15 protein-coding genes are annotated in these 16,468 nt (G+C 63.0%); 13 read left to right on the top strand and 2 right to left on the bottom strand.

The window, feature by feature from the left end; translation table 11 throughout:
* The 6 genes from BJA_RS32230 to BJA_RS32205 all read left to right on the top strand — a co-directional run bounded on the left by BJA_RS32230 (nucleotide 1) and on the right by BJA_RS32205 (nucleotide 6,324).
* Nucleotides 1-936: a hydroxymethylglutaryl-CoA lyase gene (locus BJA_RS32230; RefSeq protein WP_011089104.1), complete on the top strand. Its 936-nt coding sequence runs from the start codon at nucleotides 1-3 to the stop codon at nucleotides 934-936.
* An 11-nt stretch (nucleotides 937-947) separates the two neighbouring features.
* Nucleotides 948-2,150: an acyl-CoA dehydrogenase family protein gene (locus BJA_RS32225; RefSeq protein WP_011089103.1), complete on the top strand. Its 1,203-nt coding sequence runs from the start codon at nucleotides 948-950 to the stop codon at nucleotides 2,148-2,150.
* A gap of 10 nt (nucleotides 2,151-2,160) precedes the next feature.
* Entirely contained in the window at nucleotides 2,161-3,555 is a 1,395-nt protein-coding gene (locus tag BJA_RS32220; protein WP_063921638.1) for an MmgE/PrpD family protein, read from the top strand.
* 60 nt (nucleotides 3,556-3,615) lie between these two features.
* Nucleotides 3,616-4,503: an MBL fold metallo-hydrolase gene (locus BJA_RS32215; protein WP_011089101.1), complete on the top strand. Its 888-nt coding sequence runs from the start codon at nucleotides 3,616-3,618 to the stop codon at nucleotides 4,501-4,503.
* A 208-nt stretch (nucleotides 4,504-4,711) separates the two neighbouring features.
* Entirely contained in the window at nucleotides 4,712-5,578 is an 867-nt protein-coding gene (locus BJA_RS32210) for a fumarylacetoacetate hydrolase family protein (RefSeq protein ID WP_063921637.1), read from the top strand.
* Complete coding sequence (locus BJA_RS32205) at nucleotides 5,578-6,324, top strand: SDR family oxidoreductase (protein ID WP_011089099.1); 747 nt, start codon at nucleotides 5,578-5,580, stop codon at nucleotides 6,322-6,324. The genes BJA_RS32210 and BJA_RS32205 overlap by 1 nt, the downstream gene beginning before the upstream one ends.
* A 985-nt stretch (nucleotides 6,325-7,309) precedes the next feature.
* Here the strand turns inward: BJA_RS32205 and BJA_RS32200 are convergent.
* The gene (locus BJA_RS32200; protein WP_011089098.1) at nucleotides 7,310-8,044 is read right to left on the bottom strand and encodes an SDR family NAD(P)-dependent oxidoreductase; all 735 of its coding nucleotides are present in this window, start codon (nucleotides 8,042-8,044) and stop codon (nucleotides 7,310-7,312) included.
* Between the two features lie 12 nt (nucleotides 8,045-8,056).
* Nucleotides 8,057-9,109, bottom strand: coding sequence for a LacI family DNA-binding transcriptional regulator (locus BJA_RS32195; protein WP_063921512.1), 1,053 nt, complete (start codon nucleotides 9,107-9,109; stop codon nucleotides 8,057-8,059).
* A gap of 192 nt (nucleotides 9,110-9,301) precedes the next feature.
* Between BJA_RS32195 and BJA_RS32190 the strand changes: the two genes are divergently transcribed.
* The 7 genes from BJA_RS32190 to BJA_RS32160 are packed head-to-tail and all read left to right on the top strand — an operon-like array spanning nucleotide 9,302 to nucleotide 16,451.
* Nucleotides 9,302-10,600 (top strand): ABC transporter substrate-binding protein, encoded by a 1,299-nt coding sequence (locus BJA_RS32190; RefSeq protein ID WP_063921636.1) that lies wholly within the window; start codon nucleotides 9,302-9,304, stop codon nucleotides 10,598-10,600.
* 7 nt (nucleotides 10,601-10,607) lie between these two features.
* Nucleotides 10,608-11,549 carry a carbohydrate ABC transporter permease gene (locus BJA_RS32185; protein WP_011089095.1) on the top strand — a complete coding sequence of 314 codons (942 nt, stop codon included), beginning with the start codon at nucleotides 10,608-10,610 and terminating at the stop codon, nucleotides 11,547-11,549.
* A 4-nt stretch (nucleotides 11,550-11,553) separates the two neighbouring features.
* Nucleotides 11,554-12,381 (top strand): carbohydrate ABC transporter permease, encoded by an 828-nt coding sequence (locus tag BJA_RS32180; RefSeq protein ID WP_011089094.1) that lies wholly within the window; start codon nucleotides 11,554-11,556, stop codon nucleotides 12,379-12,381.
* 4 nt (nucleotides 12,382-12,385) lie between these two features.
* Complete coding sequence (locus BJA_RS32175; RefSeq protein ID WP_011089093.1) at nucleotides 12,386-13,390, top strand: zinc-dependent alcohol dehydrogenase family protein; 1,005 nt, start codon at nucleotides 12,386-12,388, stop codon at nucleotides 13,388-13,390.
* 6 nt (nucleotides 13,391-13,396) lie between these two features.
* Nucleotides 13,397-14,470 (top strand): ABC transporter ATP-binding protein, encoded by a 1,074-nt coding sequence (locus tag BJA_RS32170; RefSeq protein ID WP_011089092.1) that lies wholly within the window; start codon nucleotides 13,397-13,399, stop codon nucleotides 14,468-14,470.
* Nucleotides 14,467-15,417: a sugar kinase gene (locus BJA_RS32165; RefSeq protein ID WP_011089091.1), complete on the top strand. Its 951-nt coding sequence runs from the start codon at nucleotides 14,467-14,469 to the stop codon at nucleotides 15,415-15,417. The genes BJA_RS32170 and BJA_RS32165 overlap by 4 nt, the downstream gene beginning before the upstream one ends.
* Nucleotides 15,414-16,451 carry a tagatose 1,6-diphosphate aldolase gene (locus tag BJA_RS32160; protein ID WP_011089090.1) on the top strand — a complete coding sequence of 346 codons (1,038 nt, stop codon included), beginning with the start codon at nucleotides 15,414-15,416 and terminating at the stop codon, nucleotides 16,449-16,451. Before BJA_RS32165 ends, BJA_RS32160 begins: the two co-directional genes overlap by 4 nt.
* Nucleotides 16,452-16,468 lie beyond the last annotated feature (17 nt).

The raw sequence follows: 16,468 nt of genomic DNA, 5'->3' as shown, positions 1-16,468 counted from the left end.
ATGCGCGAAAAAGCCCATGTCCGCGAGGTAGGGCCCAGGGATGGGCTCCAGATGGTCGGGACGATCCTGCCGACTGAGCGCAAGCTCGCTTGGTGTCGACGCGTGGTCGCAGCCGGTATCCATGAAATCGAGGTGACCTCGTTTGTTCCGCCAAAGCTCATTCCGCAGTTTGGCGACGCGGAGGAGGTCGCACGCGGCGCGATGGCCATTGCCGGATGCCGGCCGTCGGCCCTCGTGCCGAACCTCCGCGGCGCAGAACGGGCCTTCGCTCTTGGCGTCCCGCAGGTGAACTATGTGCTCTCCGCGAGCGAGCAGCACAATCTGGCGAACGTACGTCGCACCACGGAACAATCGCTTGAGGACTTTGCCCGCATCGTTGCGGCGCGCGATCAGCGCGTCGGAGCGCCTATCGCGCTGGGCGCCGGAATCGCAACGGCATTCGGCTGTACGATCTCCGGCGCCGTGTCGAACTCGCGGGTCGTGGAAATCGCGGGCCGGCTCGCCGAGATGGGAGCCGATGAGATCACCATCGCCGACACGGTCGGCTACGGCCATCCGCGCCAGGTCCAAGCCCTCATGAAGGAGGTGATCGCCGCGGTGGGGCAGGTCCCGGTCGCCTGTCATTTCCACGACACCCGCGGGTTGGGGCTGGCAAACGTTGCCGCAGCGCTCGACGCCGGGGTGCGGGCCTTCGACGCTTCTGTTGCCGGACTTGGCGGTTGCCCGTTCGCACCCGGTGCGACCGGCAACATCGATACGGAGGACACCGTCTTTCTTTTGGAGCAGCTCGGATTCGATACTGGTGCCGACGTCGAAGCACTCGTCGCCTTTCGTCGCGAAGTCGAAACCTGGCTGCCGGGTGAACGCTTTTCCGGAGCCATCGCGCGAGCGGGGCTGCCCAAGACCTATCACGCTCACACGACTGCTGCCGTTTGAAGGGATCTGCCATGAACGATCACGAGCCGGCCGTTGCGGCCGATGCCGAGGTCAGCGTCGCCCTCGGGGAGGACTTTCCGGAGCTGCGCGCCACGGTTCGGAAGATATGCGCGAAGTTTCCGGGAGAATACTGGCGTGCTCTCGAAGATCGTAGCGGCTATCCGACTGAATTTGTCGAAGCCCTGACGGAGGCGGGTTTTCTCGGCGCATTGATTCCCGAGGAATACGGCGGCTCGGGCCTGCCTTTGCGCGCGGCTGCGGTGATCCTCGAGGAGATCAACGCGAATGGTTGCGCGGCAAGTCCCGCGCATGCGCAGATGTACATCATGGGTACGCTGCTTCGTCACGGCAGCGAGAGGCAGAAGCGGGCATACTTGCCGGACATCGCGGAAGGAAAGCTCCGCCTGCAGGCCTTTGGCGTGACCGAGCCGAACACGGGCTCCGACACGACCCAGCTCAAGACCCGCGCGGAACGACGAGGCGACATCTATGTCGTCAACGGACAGAAGATCTGGACGTCGCGGGCGTTGCACTCCGATCTCATGCTGCTTCTGGCACGCACCACGCCCCTGGACCAGGTGAAGAAGCGAACGGATGGGCTCTCGGTCTTTGTCGTCGACCTGCGCGAAGCCAAGGGCCATGGACTCGAAATCCGTCCCATCAAGGCGATGATCAATCACAACACGACCGAAGTGTTCATCGAGAATCTCCGTGTGCCGGCCGAGAATCTGATCGGAGAGGAGGGCCACGGCTTCCGCTACATTCTCGACGGGATGAACGCCGAGCGCATTCTGGTCGCGTCCGAATGCGTCGGAGATGGCCGCTGGCTTCTCAACAAGGGCGTCGCCTACGCGCGCGAGAGAAGTGTCTTTGGCCGCCCCATCGGTCAGAACCAGGGAATCCAGTTTCCGTTGGCGCGGGCCTACGCGGAGCTTGAGGCCGCCGACATGATGTGTCGTCGAGCCGCGGCGCTGTTTCAGGCCGGGCGGCCCTGCGGATCGGATGCGAACATCGCGAAGCTGCTGGCCTCGGAGGCGACCTGGAAGGCGGCGGACACGGCATTCCAGACCCACGGCGGTTTTGCTTTCGCCCAGGAATACGACGTCGAGCGAAAGTGGCGGGAGGTGCGCCTTTATCAGACGGCGCCGATCTCGACCAATATGATTCTCGCCTTTGTCGCGCAGCATGTGCTGGGTCTTCCACGATCGTACTGAGGAGACGATCATGCTTGCAATCACCCGCCAAACGGCGAGCTTCGTGGCAAGCCTGAAGGCATCCGATCCGCCCCAGGCGTGCCGGGACGCTGCGCGCACCGGGATCACCGATTGCGTCGGAGTGATGATCGCCGGTGCCGCCGAGGAGGCGGTTCGAATCGTCTCCGCGATGTCGACGTCTTCCACGCAGAACGACGGAGCGCCGGAAATACCCTCCGGGCGCAATCTGACTGCTTCGGATGCGGCGCTGGTCAACGGTGTCGCTGCTCACGTGCTCGACTATGACGACGTGGCGCTTGCGGGCCACCCGAGCGCGGTGCTCGTGCCGGCTATCCTGGCTGAGGGCTGGTCGCGCGGGGCGAGCGGACCCGACATGGTGACGGCCTATGTCGGGGGCTACGAGCTATGGGCGCAACTCGCCGCGCTGGAGCCTGGGCAGTTGCACGAGCGAGGCTTCCATCCGACCGCGGTGATGGGCGCGGTCGCAACTGCCGCCGCCTGCGCCAATATCCGCCGTCTCGACTCCGAAAAGACCGCTCACGCCATTGCAATTGCCGCATCGCTCGCCTCAGGCCTCGTCGCGAATTTCGGCACCATGACGAAGTCTCTCCATGCAGGACGGACGGCGCAATCGGGTGTCATCGCCGCCCGATTGGCGGAGCAGGGCTTTACGGGCTCGCTCGACGTGCTCGAACACCGAACAGGCTTTTTGCGCGCGCACTCGCCATCGGGACAGCCGCGGATCGAGAACGGGACGATCGATATCGGTGCCAACTGGCGTTTGGCGCATCTCGGCGTCAATGTGAAACGCTATCCAACTTGCTATGCCACCCACCGTTCGATCGATGCCATGCTTGGTTTGGTCGGCAAGCATGGGCTGAAGCCGGAGCGGGTTGGGGAAATCCGGGTTCATACTGGCATCACCCAAAAGCTGATGCTGCGAAACAGCAACCCACGAACCGGCCTCGAAGCGAAGTTCAGCATGGAATTCGCGATGGCAGCAGCCCTGATCGCCGGAAGGGTGGGCCTTGCCGAGCTAAGCGATGCGTTCGTTTGCCGGGACGATGTCAAGGACATCATCGCGAAGGTCAGATGCTCGACCACGACCGAAGTGATGGAAGGTGATCAGCCGTTCGCGCCGGCCGATCAGGTCAGTATCGAACTGACGTCGGGCGAAATTCTGACTTGCGAACCCGTCGCCTATGCCAAGGGAAGTTGGCAAGAGCCCCTGACGCGAGGGGAGCTGCAGGACAAGTTTCTGGATTGCGCGACGCGCGTCTTCGACCGGAACCAGGCAACCATCCTGTTCGATCAGCTCTGGGATATCGAGCGGTTGGGCTCGATCCGCGAGTTGCGGCTGACGGCGATCGGACCGACGCATGATGAAGCGTCGCGTCGCCTGTAGCTCACAAATTCGACAGAACGAGCCTGAGATTTTCGAACTGCCTTGGAAGGAGAGTGCGAGATGAAGAATTTGCCGTCTGAGCAGGTGGCTGGCGTCTATCACCGGAAACTCGGCGACGTTCTGGTCACCGGCTTGAGTGATGGCTACGTCGACTTGGGATATGGGATCTTTCGGAACATGCAGGAACCGGAGATCAAGGACGTGCTTTTGAGGGAGCACCGGATCTCGCCGCCTCGCATTTCGGTAAACGCCTTCGCCCTGCGTTTTGGGGGCCGCACGTACCTCATCGATTGCGGCTCGGCAGACATCATGGGCCCCACCTGCGGTCGCTTGCCGGCCAATCTCGCCGCGGCGGGCATCGACCCGGCAGCGGTCGATGGCGTTCTGCTCACGCATATACATCCGGATCACTCCAACGGCTTGACCGATGCAACCAGCGGCACGCGGCTATTTCCCAATGCCGAGGTGATCGTCCATGAGAACGAGATCGATCATTGGTTCGACGACGAGGAGATGGAGAGGGCGCCGGAGCGTCAGCGCCGCCGCTACTTCGAGGCCGGCCGGATCCAATTGAAACCATACATGGCCGCCGACCGCGTTCGCACCTTCAAGAGCGGAAGTGTCCTGCCGGGAGTGACGGCCATCCCGATCTCCGGACACACGCCGGGGCACACGGCCTATGTCATCTCCTCCGGTGACCAATCGATGATTGTCTGGGGAGACACTGTGCACGTGCCTGAAATCCAGGTGGCGGCTCCGCACGTGACGATGCAGTTCGACGTCGATCCGGAAGCGGCAGCCAAGGCGCGCCAAATGATCTTCGACATGGTCGTAACCGATGACCTCTTGATCGGGGGCATGCATCTCCATTTTCCCGGCTTCGGCTACATGCGCCGAGAAGGCGGAAAATATGCCGTGGCGGCCGAACAATGGGCGTTCGAGATCTGACTGTGGGTCGATCGATTGCGACCATCCGGGCATGGCCCGACCAAGTTGGGTGAAGACCGTCATCGCGAAGGATGGCTCCTGAGAGTTCTCGTGTCAGCAGGGTTTGAGCCGTTGGCTCTGGCCGTGAGCCATGCGGGTTGAGGATAGAAAAAGAGGCTCTGGGTTGGGAACCGATGTGCCTGATCTGGAAGTGAGAGGAGTGCAAAGCTTGAGGCTTGTTCGTTTTGGTCAGCCAGGTGAGGAGAAGCCGGGAATAATCGATGCAGAGGGAAGGGTGCGGGACCTGTCCGCCGTCATTCCCGATATGGCGCCTCGGCATCTCTCGCCTGATGCTTTGCGGGATCTGGCTCGCGTGCCCGTCTCGTCGCTTCCGGTCGTCGCGGGCACTCCTCGCTTTGGGGTGCCGGTCTCAGGCGTCGGAAAATTTGTCGCGATCGGACTAAACTACGCCGATCACGCGGCCGAAGCGGGTCTTCCGCTGCCGTCGGAGCCCATTGTTTTTCAGAAAGCCATTACGTCGTTGAGCGGCCCGAACGATGCCGTGGTGCTGCCAAGGGGATCGTTGAAAGGGGATTGGGAAGTCGAGCTCGGAATCGTGATCGGGAGTCGCGCTTCGTACGTCGAGCCGGTCGAGGCGCTCCAGTACGTCGCCGGCTATTGCGTCGTGAACGACGTGAGCGAACGCGAATACCAGATGGAACGCGGAGGGACCTGGGACAAGGGAAAGGGCTGCGATACCTTCGGTCCCGTCGGGCCCTGGCTCGTCACGACGGATGAGGTCCCGGATCCGGGGAGGCTCGATATCTGGCTCGAGTTGAATGGCCGGCGAATGCAGCAGGGAAACACGCGAACAATGGTCTTCGGCTGCGCCGGGATCGTCAGCTACGTAAGTCAATTCATGACGCTGATGCCCGGCGATATCATCGCGACGGGGACGCCTCCCGGCGTGGGCATGGGCATGAAGCCGGATCCTATCTACCTCAAGGTCGGCGACATCATGACGCTCGGCATTCAGGGACTCGGAACGCAGCGTCAGGAGGTGACGGCCTGGTCGCCTTCGAAGGTGACCCCTTGATGTTCGCGGGAAGGTTCCAAGGTCGGACCGCCATCGTGACCGGCGCTGCGTCAGGGATTGGACGCGGCGTCGCGGATCGCTTGCGGGCCGAGGGCGCGGTCGTGTCGCTGTGGGACTCTAACGAAGAGGCCTTGTTGCGGAGGACCGATGAACTCGGCGGTACGGACATTCAGGTGGTTAATATTGCCAGCGAGCAGGCCGTGGACTTGGCCATGACGCGAAGCGTGGCCGCGCTCGGGGGACGCCTGGATATCTTGATCGCCGGTGCGGGTATCAGCGGGCCAAATCGTACGACCAAAGACTATTCGGGAGACGATTGGCGGCGCGTGATCGATATCAATCTCAATGGCACCTTCTACTGCAATCGCGCTGCTGTCCGGGAAATGGCGCAAACGGGCTATGGCCGGATCGTAAATATTGCCTCGGTTGCAGGGAAGGAAGGCAATCCCAACGCATCGGCTTACAGTGCGTCCAAGGCTGCCGTCATCGGACTTACCAAATCTCTCGGAAAGGAGTTGGCCAGCACCGATGTGCGCATCAATTGCGTCACGCCAGCGGCCATTCGCACCCCGATATTCGACCAGATGGCGCCCGAGCATATCGATTTTATGCTTTCGAAGATTCCAATCGGAAGATTCGGACGTGTAGAGGAGGTGACTGCACTCGTACTTTGGCTGGCGAGCGACGAATGCTCGTTCAGCACCGGGGCTGCGTTCGACTTGTCGGGAGGTCGGGCCACGTATTAGAGCATGATCAAGAGTACTTAGCCGTTTTCCAGAAAGATCATGCTCGGACGACGACCTGAAGCGCGGTGACGATTCATCCTCATCTCATCGCGCATTAGACACACACTCTCGGGTCGTGCCGATATCCATTTCAAGACCGAGATGACCGAACCCCTTGCAGACCGGCTGTCTGTTTCCTCCCGAACTTGGGCGCCGTCTAGAGGCGGCGCCCATTCTTTCGGCGAAGCTGAGGGACCGTGAATAGCTCAAGGCGCTCAGTCCAACGCGAGCTACCGGCCGGATACGACCGGCTGCAAGCCGCCTTTTTGGTGTCATCTGCATCAACTCAACGCGCCGACCGGTGCCGGGCTCTCGGCGACTAACAACCCAATTCATGCCAGTTGTAGCTGGCGGCTATTCAATGCCGCTAATCAAGCGCAATTGATATTACTACGCGTATTTTTGACCGTTTTCCAATCACGCGCTGAAATCATTGAATAATCAAGCAGGTTTTGATTCCGCCATCCTGACGTTGGTCCAAATCTAACGTTGCCAGTGAAATCTATGACCTGCGGCCGGCTTCCGTTGTTCATTTGGAATCTGGCATTTGGAAATGGCCCCTCCGTTGGCGACAAAGGACCTAACTAATCCCGGCGCGCATCCAACTCCCAAGGTCCTCAGCAGCTCTCGTTCTAGTCTATGAAAGCCGCAACGAAATCGCAACGAATTGAGTGAAACAACCGTGAACAGAACGGGACTGGCGTGACTGCCACATCCAGAAAGATCAATAACTTAGAAGATACTCACTGCGTTCGGGACGCAGGGGCGGCGTGGATTAAATCGCAGACTCTCGACGAGTTCTCACGTCGAGACCACGTCTGCAAACATCGCAGCCATGTTGTCGAGGGTGCGAATCGACTCGCGATCGGTTGTGTCCATTCCTGTCGCCTTGCAAAGTCTCTTGGCTCACGCCGCACGAACCGTGGTTCAATTGTGCGTCAGCCCCTCATCCCGCAAGAAACCCGCCATCCACGACGACAACGGTGCCGGTCGCATATTGCGAGGCTGGCATGCATAGGAAGGCGACGGCGCCCGCGATGTCTTCCGGCTGTCCCCAGCGCTTGAACGCGGTGCGGTCGGCAATGCGCTGATAATGTGCGCGATCGGCGCGGCCGCCGGCGTTGATCGCGGTCTCGACATAGCCGGGCGCCACCGAGTTGACGCGGATGCCTTGCTCGGCCCATTTCAAGGCCAGCGCCTTAGTCAGCATCACGACGCCGCCCTTGCTGGCGCAGTAGGCGGGAATCCGCGGCAGCGCCAGCGTCGCGTTCATCGAGGCGATGTTGACGATCGAGCCCTTCGTCTCCGCGAGCCGCGGCTGAAACGCCATGCAGGTCCGGAACGTGCCGGTGAGATTGACGTCGAGCACCTTCATGAAGGTCTCGATTTCGAATTCCTTGTCGCGCGCGAGGATCCCTCCGCAGTTGATCAGGGCGTCGACGCGCTGGTACTTCCCCGCGAACGACGTGACGGCAGCATCATCGGTCACGTCGAGCGTCGCGAGCGCCAGGCCCGCGCGCGGCTTGAGGAGAGTGCGGGCGAGATCCGCCTCATTGGCGCCCGTGGCCGTTACCGTCGCGCCGAGGTCGCAAAACTGGTTGCTGATTGCTGCACCAATGTCCCCGGCGCCGCCAATCACGATGGCATGGAAGCCGAGCGCGAGGGAAAAGTTCGATTTCATGGGAAATGTCTCTCACTTCAAGGACTTCGGAGGCGCAGCGGTGGATTCGCGCACCACCAGCGAGAAATCGATCTCGCGATGCATGATGGTCTGCTCGCCAGCCAGACTGCGCACCAGATATTCGCCGGCGCGCTGCCAGGTCTCGCCGGTCGGAACGTGGATCGTGGTCAGGCTCGGCCGCAGATGCCGGCTCCAGTCGAGGTCGTCGAAGCCGACCACCGACAGGTCGCGCGGCACCGAGAAGCCGTCGCGCTCCGCCTCCAGCAGCACGCCATATGCGATGACGTCGTTGCCGCACACAACGGCCGTGGGGCGGTCCTTGAGGTTGAGGAGATAGCGCGCGGCCTCGCGCGCGTCGTCCAGCGTATAGGGCACCTCGACATGCCATTGCGATGGCAGCTCGAGCCCGTTCTCGGCGAGCGCGCGCCGAAAGCCGGCGACGCGCGCGCTTGCGCGGTCGTTGTTGCGCTGGAGCGCCGAGACGATGCCGATGCGGCGATGGCCGAGCTCGATGACATGCGCGGCGGCGCGATGGGCAGCGGCCTCATTGTCGGTGCCGACGCAAGGATAAGGCCGGTCGGGCTGGTAGATGCCGACATTGATGAAGGGCACCTCATTGTCCGCCAGCAGCTTGCGCAATGCGTCGTGATGGCAGTCGCCGCGCAGCACGAGGCCATCGACGCCGCGGCTGATCAGGTTGCGCGCCTGCTGCAGCTCTATGTCGAGATCATAGCCGCTTGTCGTGAGGAACAGCATGTACCCGACCGAGGACAGATATTGCTGCAGCGAGGCGATGCCGCGGGCGAACATCGTGTTGTCGATCGTCGGAACGATTGCGCCGAGCGTACGTGAACGTCGCGACGACAGGATGCGCGCCGGCGCATGCGGGATGTAACCGAGCGCGTCGATGGCCTGCTCGATGCGGGCGCGCAAGGACGGGCTGACCGCATCGGGATTGTTGAGGGCGCGCGAGACCGACGCCGTCGAAACGCCGGCGCGGGCCGCCACGGCGCGGATGCCCTGTTTCGCAGACTTGTTCGCGGAGTTGGCGCTGGTCAGTCTCATGGATGTAACGTTACATGATGCAGTGCGAACTGCAAGGTAGCGAGAATGACGCAAATCCGCCGCGGATTGTGGGGCCTGTCCATCGCTTGACTCCACGGTCGCGAGGTCTATTTTGTAACCGTTTTCAGACTGCGCTCAAACGCGTTCAAAATGCTCCGCCAGCTTAAGGCGGCCAGCCGGGAGGAGAGTTCGATGAAGGCCAGGATGCTCGCGACGCATGTCGCGTTGCCCGTTCTCGCGATTGCCGTCAGTGCGCAGGCGCATGCGGCCGATTTCGACTGGATGAAGTTCAAGGGCAAGACCGTCATCTTTCTCGCCAACAACAATCCGGTCTCGCAGGCGCTGCTGACCTACAGGGCTGATTTCGAGAAGCTGACCGGCATGACCCTGAAGGTCGACGGTTATCAGGAACAGCAGATGCGCCAGCGTCTGGTCACGGTCATGAACGCCAATAGCGACGAAGTCGACGTCTACATGACGCTGCCGTCGCGCGAAGGCGAGCAGTTCGCCGCCGCCGGCTGGTATGCCGATCTCACCGCGATGGCCAAGAACGACGTCGCCAAGGATTACGATCCGGCCGGGCTGAGCCAGGCCCTGCTGAAGGCCGCGACGTTCAACGGCAAGCTCACCAGCATGCCGATGAACCTCGAAGGCCCGATTTTCTATTACCGCACCGACATCTTCAAGAAATGCGGCCTCGAGGCGCCGAAGACGATCAAGGACGTCGAAGCTGCGGCCGAGAAGATCAAGACCTGCGACAGCACGGTGACGCCCTTCGTCTCGCGCGGCCTCAAGCCCGCGGTCGCCTACACTTTCAGTAACATGCTGCACAATATCGGCGGCACCTATATGGCTGACGGCAAGTCGAATCTCTGCTCGGCCAAGGGCAAGGAGGCGCTCGACACCTATAGCCGGCTGCTGCGCGATTTCGGACCGCCCGGCGTCGTCAACTACAGCTTCCAGCAGATCTCCGCGTTGTATCGCGGCGGTCGCGCCGCGATGGCGTTCGAATCCTCCAACGAATTGCGCACCGTGATGGAAGGCGGCGCGCGCCTGAAGGATACTGGCCTGCTGCCGTTCCCGGCGGGCGACGCCGGCCAGGTGCCGACCACGATCGGCTGGGGCATGGCGGTGTCCTCGCACTCAAAGCAGCCGGATGTGGCCTGGTACTTCGTGCAATGGGCAACCAGCCCCGAGGTGCAGAAGAAGATGGCGCTGCAGGGCATTGCACCGCCGCGTCCGTCGGTTGCCAACGATCCCGAATATCGCAAGTGGATCGACGAGGAGCCGGTGCGGAAGGAATGGCAGGCTGCGCTCGACGTGCTCGCCACCAAGGGCTCGTCCGAAGTCGGCTATCCCATCGTCGCCAATCCGCAATCGCGCGAGTTCATCGGCCAGGCGGTGCAGGATCTGATCCTGAAGCAGAAGCCGATCGACCAGGCCTGTGCCGATGCCGACAAGGCGCTGGACGCGCTGATCTCGCTGAACTGACGGCGTCATGCCGGCTGGCTTCGTGCTGGCCGGCACCCAACCCGATCGAGGGCAGGAACACATGTCGGATACGGCTGCGACACTCACGCAGGACCGGCAGAAGCTGGAGATGGCGGCGCTTTCGGCGCCGGCAGTCGTGTTCACGGTCGCGATGATCGCGTTTCCGGTCGTCTATACGATCTGGCTCGGCTTCCAGACGTTCTCCACGACCGGCAAGCAGTCCTTCGCCGGACTCGCCAACTATTCGAAGCTGATCTCCGACGTCGAATTCTGGCACGGACTGTGGGTCACCATCGCGCTGTTCGTGCTGTCGCTGGCGCTGCAACTCGTCTTCGGCATCTGGCTCGCGCTGGTGCTGTTCCATGCCAAGCGGCTGCCGGGCATCGTGCGCTCGCTGTTCATCTCGCCCTTCATGATGCCGCCGGTTGTGGCCGGCATGATGTGGCTGGTGATCCTTGATCCCTCGCTGGGCGCGGCCAACTACATTCTCCAGTCGGTCGGCCTGCCGCCATCGGATTGGCTGGCCTCGCCCACATGGGTGATTCCGACCGTCGCGCTGATCGACAGCTGGCAGTGGACGCCTTACGTCGCCCTGATCGTGCTGGGCGGCCTGCAGTCGCTGCCGACGAGCGTCTATGAGGCAGCCCAAATCGACGGCGCATCGCCGTTCAAGACGTTTCAGCGAATCACGCTGCCGCTGCTGCTGCCGACCATTGTCACCGCGGCGATCCTGCGCAGCGTTGATCTGCTGCGCTTCTTCGACATCATCTACATCACCACCCAGGGCGGTCCGGGTAACTCCTCGAACACGCTCAACGTCTACGGCTTCCGGGTCGGCTTCGAGTTCTTCAACATCGGCTATGCCAGCGCGCTGATGCTGACGCTGACGGCGATCGTGTTCGGCGCCGTGCTCGCCTTCAACCGCCTCCGCGGCGCGGTCGCATGGTGATGTCATGAACGATGCCGCCAACACCGACCGCTGGATCCGCTGGCTCAACACGCTGCAGCTCGTGATCGCCGGCGTGCTGATCATGGCGCCGACGGTCTGGATGGTGCTGTCCTCGTTCAAGCCGTCTTTCGAGGTCACCGCGTATCCGCCGACGCTGACCTTCTCGCCGACGCTCGACAATTATGTCGAGCTGACCAAGACGACGCCGTTCCTGAGCTACGCGCTCAACAGCCTGATCGTCACCGTCGGCTCGACCGCCTTCGGGCTGCTGTTTGGCATTCCCGCAGCCTTTGCCGTCTCCTGGACGCGGATCACCTGGCCGGCGATCCTGACGCTCGCCGCGCGCATGGCGCCGGGCACGCTCTTTCTGCTGCCGTGGTACGTCATGTTCCGGCAGGTCGGCATGATCGGCTCCTACACCGCGCTGATCCTCAGCCACGCCGTGATCACGCTGCCGATCGTGATCTGGGTGCTGCTGCCGTCCTTCGATGCGATTCCGCGCAGCGTGTTCGAAGCCGCGCAAGTCGATGGATGCAGAGTCGCGCGCATCCTCTGGCGCATCGCGATGCCGCTGGTAGCGTCGGGCATCGCGGTTTCGGCGATCCTCGCCTTCGTGTTCTCGTGGAACTACTTCCTGTTTGCGCTGGTGCTCTCCAACGGCGACACCAAGACGCTGATTGCGGCGGCCTTCAACTTCATCGGCGAAGGCTCGACGCAATGGGGCGCTCTCATGGCAGCAGCAACGCTGATCGCGTTGCCGCCGCTGGTGCTGGCGGCCCTGGTTCAGCGCTGGCTGGTGTCCGGACTGACGCTCGGCGCGGTGAAAGGTTAATCCGATGAACGTATCTCCCCGTCCGAATTCGATCATGCAGGCCGCGGTCTTTCACGGCAACGATCGGATCACCATCGAGCGTGTGGCGATGCCCGACGTCGGTGCCGGCGAGGTGCTGGTGCGTGTCTCGCGCACCGCGCTGTGCGGCTCCGACTTCAAGCTCTGGCACAGGGGCGCGGAGTTCACCGCCGGTCACGAAATCTTCGGCGTGGTCGAGCAGCCCGGCCACAAGCTGCATGGCCGCCGCTGCGCCGTCTACATTCCCCTGCATTGCGGTCACTGCGCCGCCTGCAAGCGCGGCGACACCCAAATGTGCCTGGAAGTTTCCAGCCTGATCGGCTGGAACAGGCCGGGCGGCTATGCCGAATATGTGCCGGTGCCGGAGAACTGCCTGCTGCAGGTGCCCGACGATATCGAAGACAGTCTCGCGCCGTTGCTGCTCGACACCATCGGCACCTCGGGCCATGCCGTGCGTTTCGTCAGTCGCGTGGTGCCAGCGAACGAGGCCGGGTCGGTGCTTGTGATGGGCGCAGGTCCCGTCGGCCTCGGTGTCGTGCTGGCGCTCCGTGCGCTCGGTTACGACGATATCTACGTCGCCGATCCCAATGCCGCGCGTCTGAAGATCGCGCAGTCCTTCGGCGCCACGGCGCACCCCGTCGGCGATAGCTCGCAGCGCTTTGCGCTGATCATGGAGTGCTCGGGTGCGCATGCAGCGCGCAATCTCGGCATCGAGCTGGTGCTGCCGCGCGGCGCGCTCGTGCTGGTCGGCGAGAACGCCGCGCCCTGGACCATTGAGGAAGGCAAGGTCTTCCGCCGCAAGGATTTTTACATGATCCGGACCTTCTATTTTCCGGTCCCGGATTTCGAGCCGAATGTCGAGCTGCTGCGCAAGTACAAAGACGAATACCGCGTCCTCGTCGACGGCGAGTTCGGCCTGTCGGCTCTACCTGAGAATTTCGCCCGCTTCGCCAAGGGCGAGCTGATCAAGCCTGTGCTGGCGCTGGACTGAGCGATCATGGCCTCGATCTCGATCCGCAACCTCACCAAACGCTACGGCAATTTCACCGTGATCCCCGATCTCAATCTGGAGGTCGCGGACCACGAATTCGTCGTGTTCGTCGGCCCGTCCGGCTGCGGCAAGTCGACCCTGCTGCGGATCATCGCCGGCCTTGAGCCCATCTCGTCGGGCGATCTTTATATCGGCGACAAGCGCGTCAACGGTGTGCAGGCCGCGCACCGCGATATCGCCATGGTGTTTCAGGACTACGCGCTCTACCCGCATATGAGCGTCTACGACAACATGTCGTTTGCGCTGGAGCTGCGGGGAACGCCGAAGGCGGAAATCGACTCGCGCGTGAAGCGCGCGGCCGCCCTGTTGCATATCGAGCCTTATCTTAATCGCAAGCCGAAGGAGCTGTCCGGCGGTCAGCGCCAGCGTGTCGCCATGGGCCGCGCCATCGTGCGCAATCCCAAGGCGTTCCTGTTCGACGAGCCGCTCTCCAATCTCGACGCCAAGCTGCGCGGGCAGGTGCGCGCCGAGATCAAGGCGCTGTCGCAGGAGCTGAAGACCACCATGGTCTTCGTCACCCATGATCAGATCGAGGCCATGACCATGGCCGACCGCATCGTCGTGCTCCAGAGCGGCACGATCCAGCAATATGACACGCCGGAGACGGTCTACGAGCGGCCGGCTAACCAGTTCGTCGCCGGCTTCATCGGTTCGCCCGCGATGAATTTCTTCCCGGTCGAGTGGCGCCAGGAACGCGCTGTTCTCTCCGAAGGTGGAGCGGTGGTGCCGCTGGACGGCGAGCCCGCAGCCCGCCTGAGCAAGGCCGGCAGCGCCGTGCTCGGCATTCGCCCTGAACATTTCGCCGTCGCGGCCGATGGGGCCGATGGCGTCGCCGTCACCATCAAACTGGTCGAGCCGCTCGGCTCCGACACGCTGATCCATTTCGACCTCGCCGGTGGTTCCGCCATCGCGCGGGTTGATCCGGCGCTGCGGCCGAAGGTCGGCGATCGCATCAATCTGCGTCCGCAGCCCGGCAAGACACATCTATTTGATGCCGCCAATGGACAGGTTCTGCGGTGAGCACATCAGCCAACATCGGTGATCTCGCGAACGTCTCATCCGGCGCGAAGCCCGTGCACGTGATCTGCCTCGGACTGTCGGCGCTCGACCAGGTCTGGCGCGTGGATCGTCCGTTCTCGGGCGGAAGCGAGAAGATCAAGGCCGTCGCGTACGGCACGCTCGGCGGCGGCATGGCCGCTAATGCGAGTGTGGCCGTGGCGAAGCTTGGTGCGTCCGTCGCGTTCTGGGGACGGGCCGGGAACGATGCCGCCGGCCACGAGATGAAATCCGCCTTCACCGCCGAGGGCGTCGATGTCGAGAACTTCCGGCTGTTTGCCGATGGCCGCTCGTCTGTCTCCGGGATCATCGTCGATAGCTCAGGTGAACGGCAGATCGTCAACTTTCGCGGTCTCTTCCCTGAAGCAGCGAACTGGCTTCCGCTCGACGCTGTCGCGCGCGCATCCGCCGTGTTGGCGGACCCGCGCTGGGTCGAGGGCGCCGCGACGCTGTTCTGCGAAGCGCGCTCGCGCGGCATTCCAACGGTGCTCGACGGCGACATGGCCGATGCGGAGGTATTCGAGCGGCTGCTGCCGTTGACCGATCACGCCATCTTCTCCGAGCCCGCGCTTACCGCCTTTGCCGGCTCGGCCGACGACAAATCCCTCGCAGCCCTCGCGCGCTTCGGCTGCCGCGTCATCGCGGTGACGCGCGGCGAGGGCGGCGTCAGCTGGTACGAGGACAGCGAACTGCATCGGCAGGCAGCCTTCAGCGTCGACGTGGTCGACACCACGGGCGCGGGCGACGTCTTCCACGGCGCCTATACGCTCGCGATCGCCGCCGGCCTCGACGTGCGCGCCGCCATGATGTTTTCGGCGGCCACGGCCGCCATGAAATGCCGCCACGCCGGCGGCCGCAACGGAATCCCCACCATCAACGAGTGTCTTGTATTCATGAGGACGAAGCCATGAGAACGATTGGAAAGAACCGCGGCCTGGCACGGCTTGCAGACGCGGATGGCCACTTTCGGATTGTCGCGCTGGATCAGCGGCCGCCATTGTTCGATGCCATCGCAAAAGCAAAAGGCATCACCCGCGATCAGGTCGAATATTCCGACGTCACGGCGGCTAAGCGTCTTCTGGTCGAGAACCTCGCGCCGCATTGCAGCTCGATGCTGTTCGACCCGAATTTTGCCGTGCCCGCCGCGATCGATCTGCTGCCGCCGCGCTGCGGCCTGATCATGACGCTGGAGGAGCACCGCGTCGAGGAGACCGCGGGCGGCCGCAAGTCGCGCGCGATCACCAACTGGAGCGTGGACAAGATCCGCGCCATGGGCGGCGATGCCGTCAAGGTGCTGGCGTGGTACCGGCCCGACGCCGATGCCGCCGTGAACGAGCACCAGAAGAAGTTCGTGCGCGAGATCGGCGAGGGCTGCGCCCGCCACGACATTCCCTACGTGCTCGAGCTGCTGGTCTATCCGTTCCTCGGCAGCGCCAACCACACCGCGGATTACGTGGAATCGCCCGGCAAGTTGCCAGCCCTCGTCATCGACAGCGTGCGCGAATTTGCCAAGCCGGAATACAACGTCGATCTGCTCAAGCTGGAGAGCCCGCTTGCGGCCAACAGCCTGCCGGCCCGTGACGGCAGCGCCGAAGCCAAGGCCGCGCAAAAGGAGTTCGATGCGATCGGCGACATCTGCCGCGCGCGCAATATCCCCTGGGTGCTGCTCTCGGGCGGCGCTGCCCCTGAGAAATTCGAGCGCGTGCTGGACTACTCCTATGCTGCGGGTGCCAGCGGCTTCCTCGCCGGCCGCACCATCTGGCTCGATGCCGTCCTCAAAAACTTCCCGGACCGGGCCGCCGTGGCGGCCAGCCTGCGCAAGGACGGCCTCAACGTGCTTGACCGGCTCAGCGAGCTGACCACCGCCAAGGGCACCCAGTGGAAGGCGCGCTATCCCGGCTTCACCGATATCAAGCAGGAAGGTGACTTCGCGCGCGCCTACTGAGATGGTAGAGGCTGTAA

The organism is Bradyrhizobium diazoefficiens USDA 110, from assembly GCF_000011365.1.
Taxonomy (GTDB): domain Bacteria; phylum Pseudomonadota; class Alphaproteobacteria; order Rhizobiales; family Xanthobacteraceae; genus Bradyrhizobium; species Bradyrhizobium diazoefficiens.
This window is presented reverse-complemented; position numbering and strand designations above follow the sequence as displayed.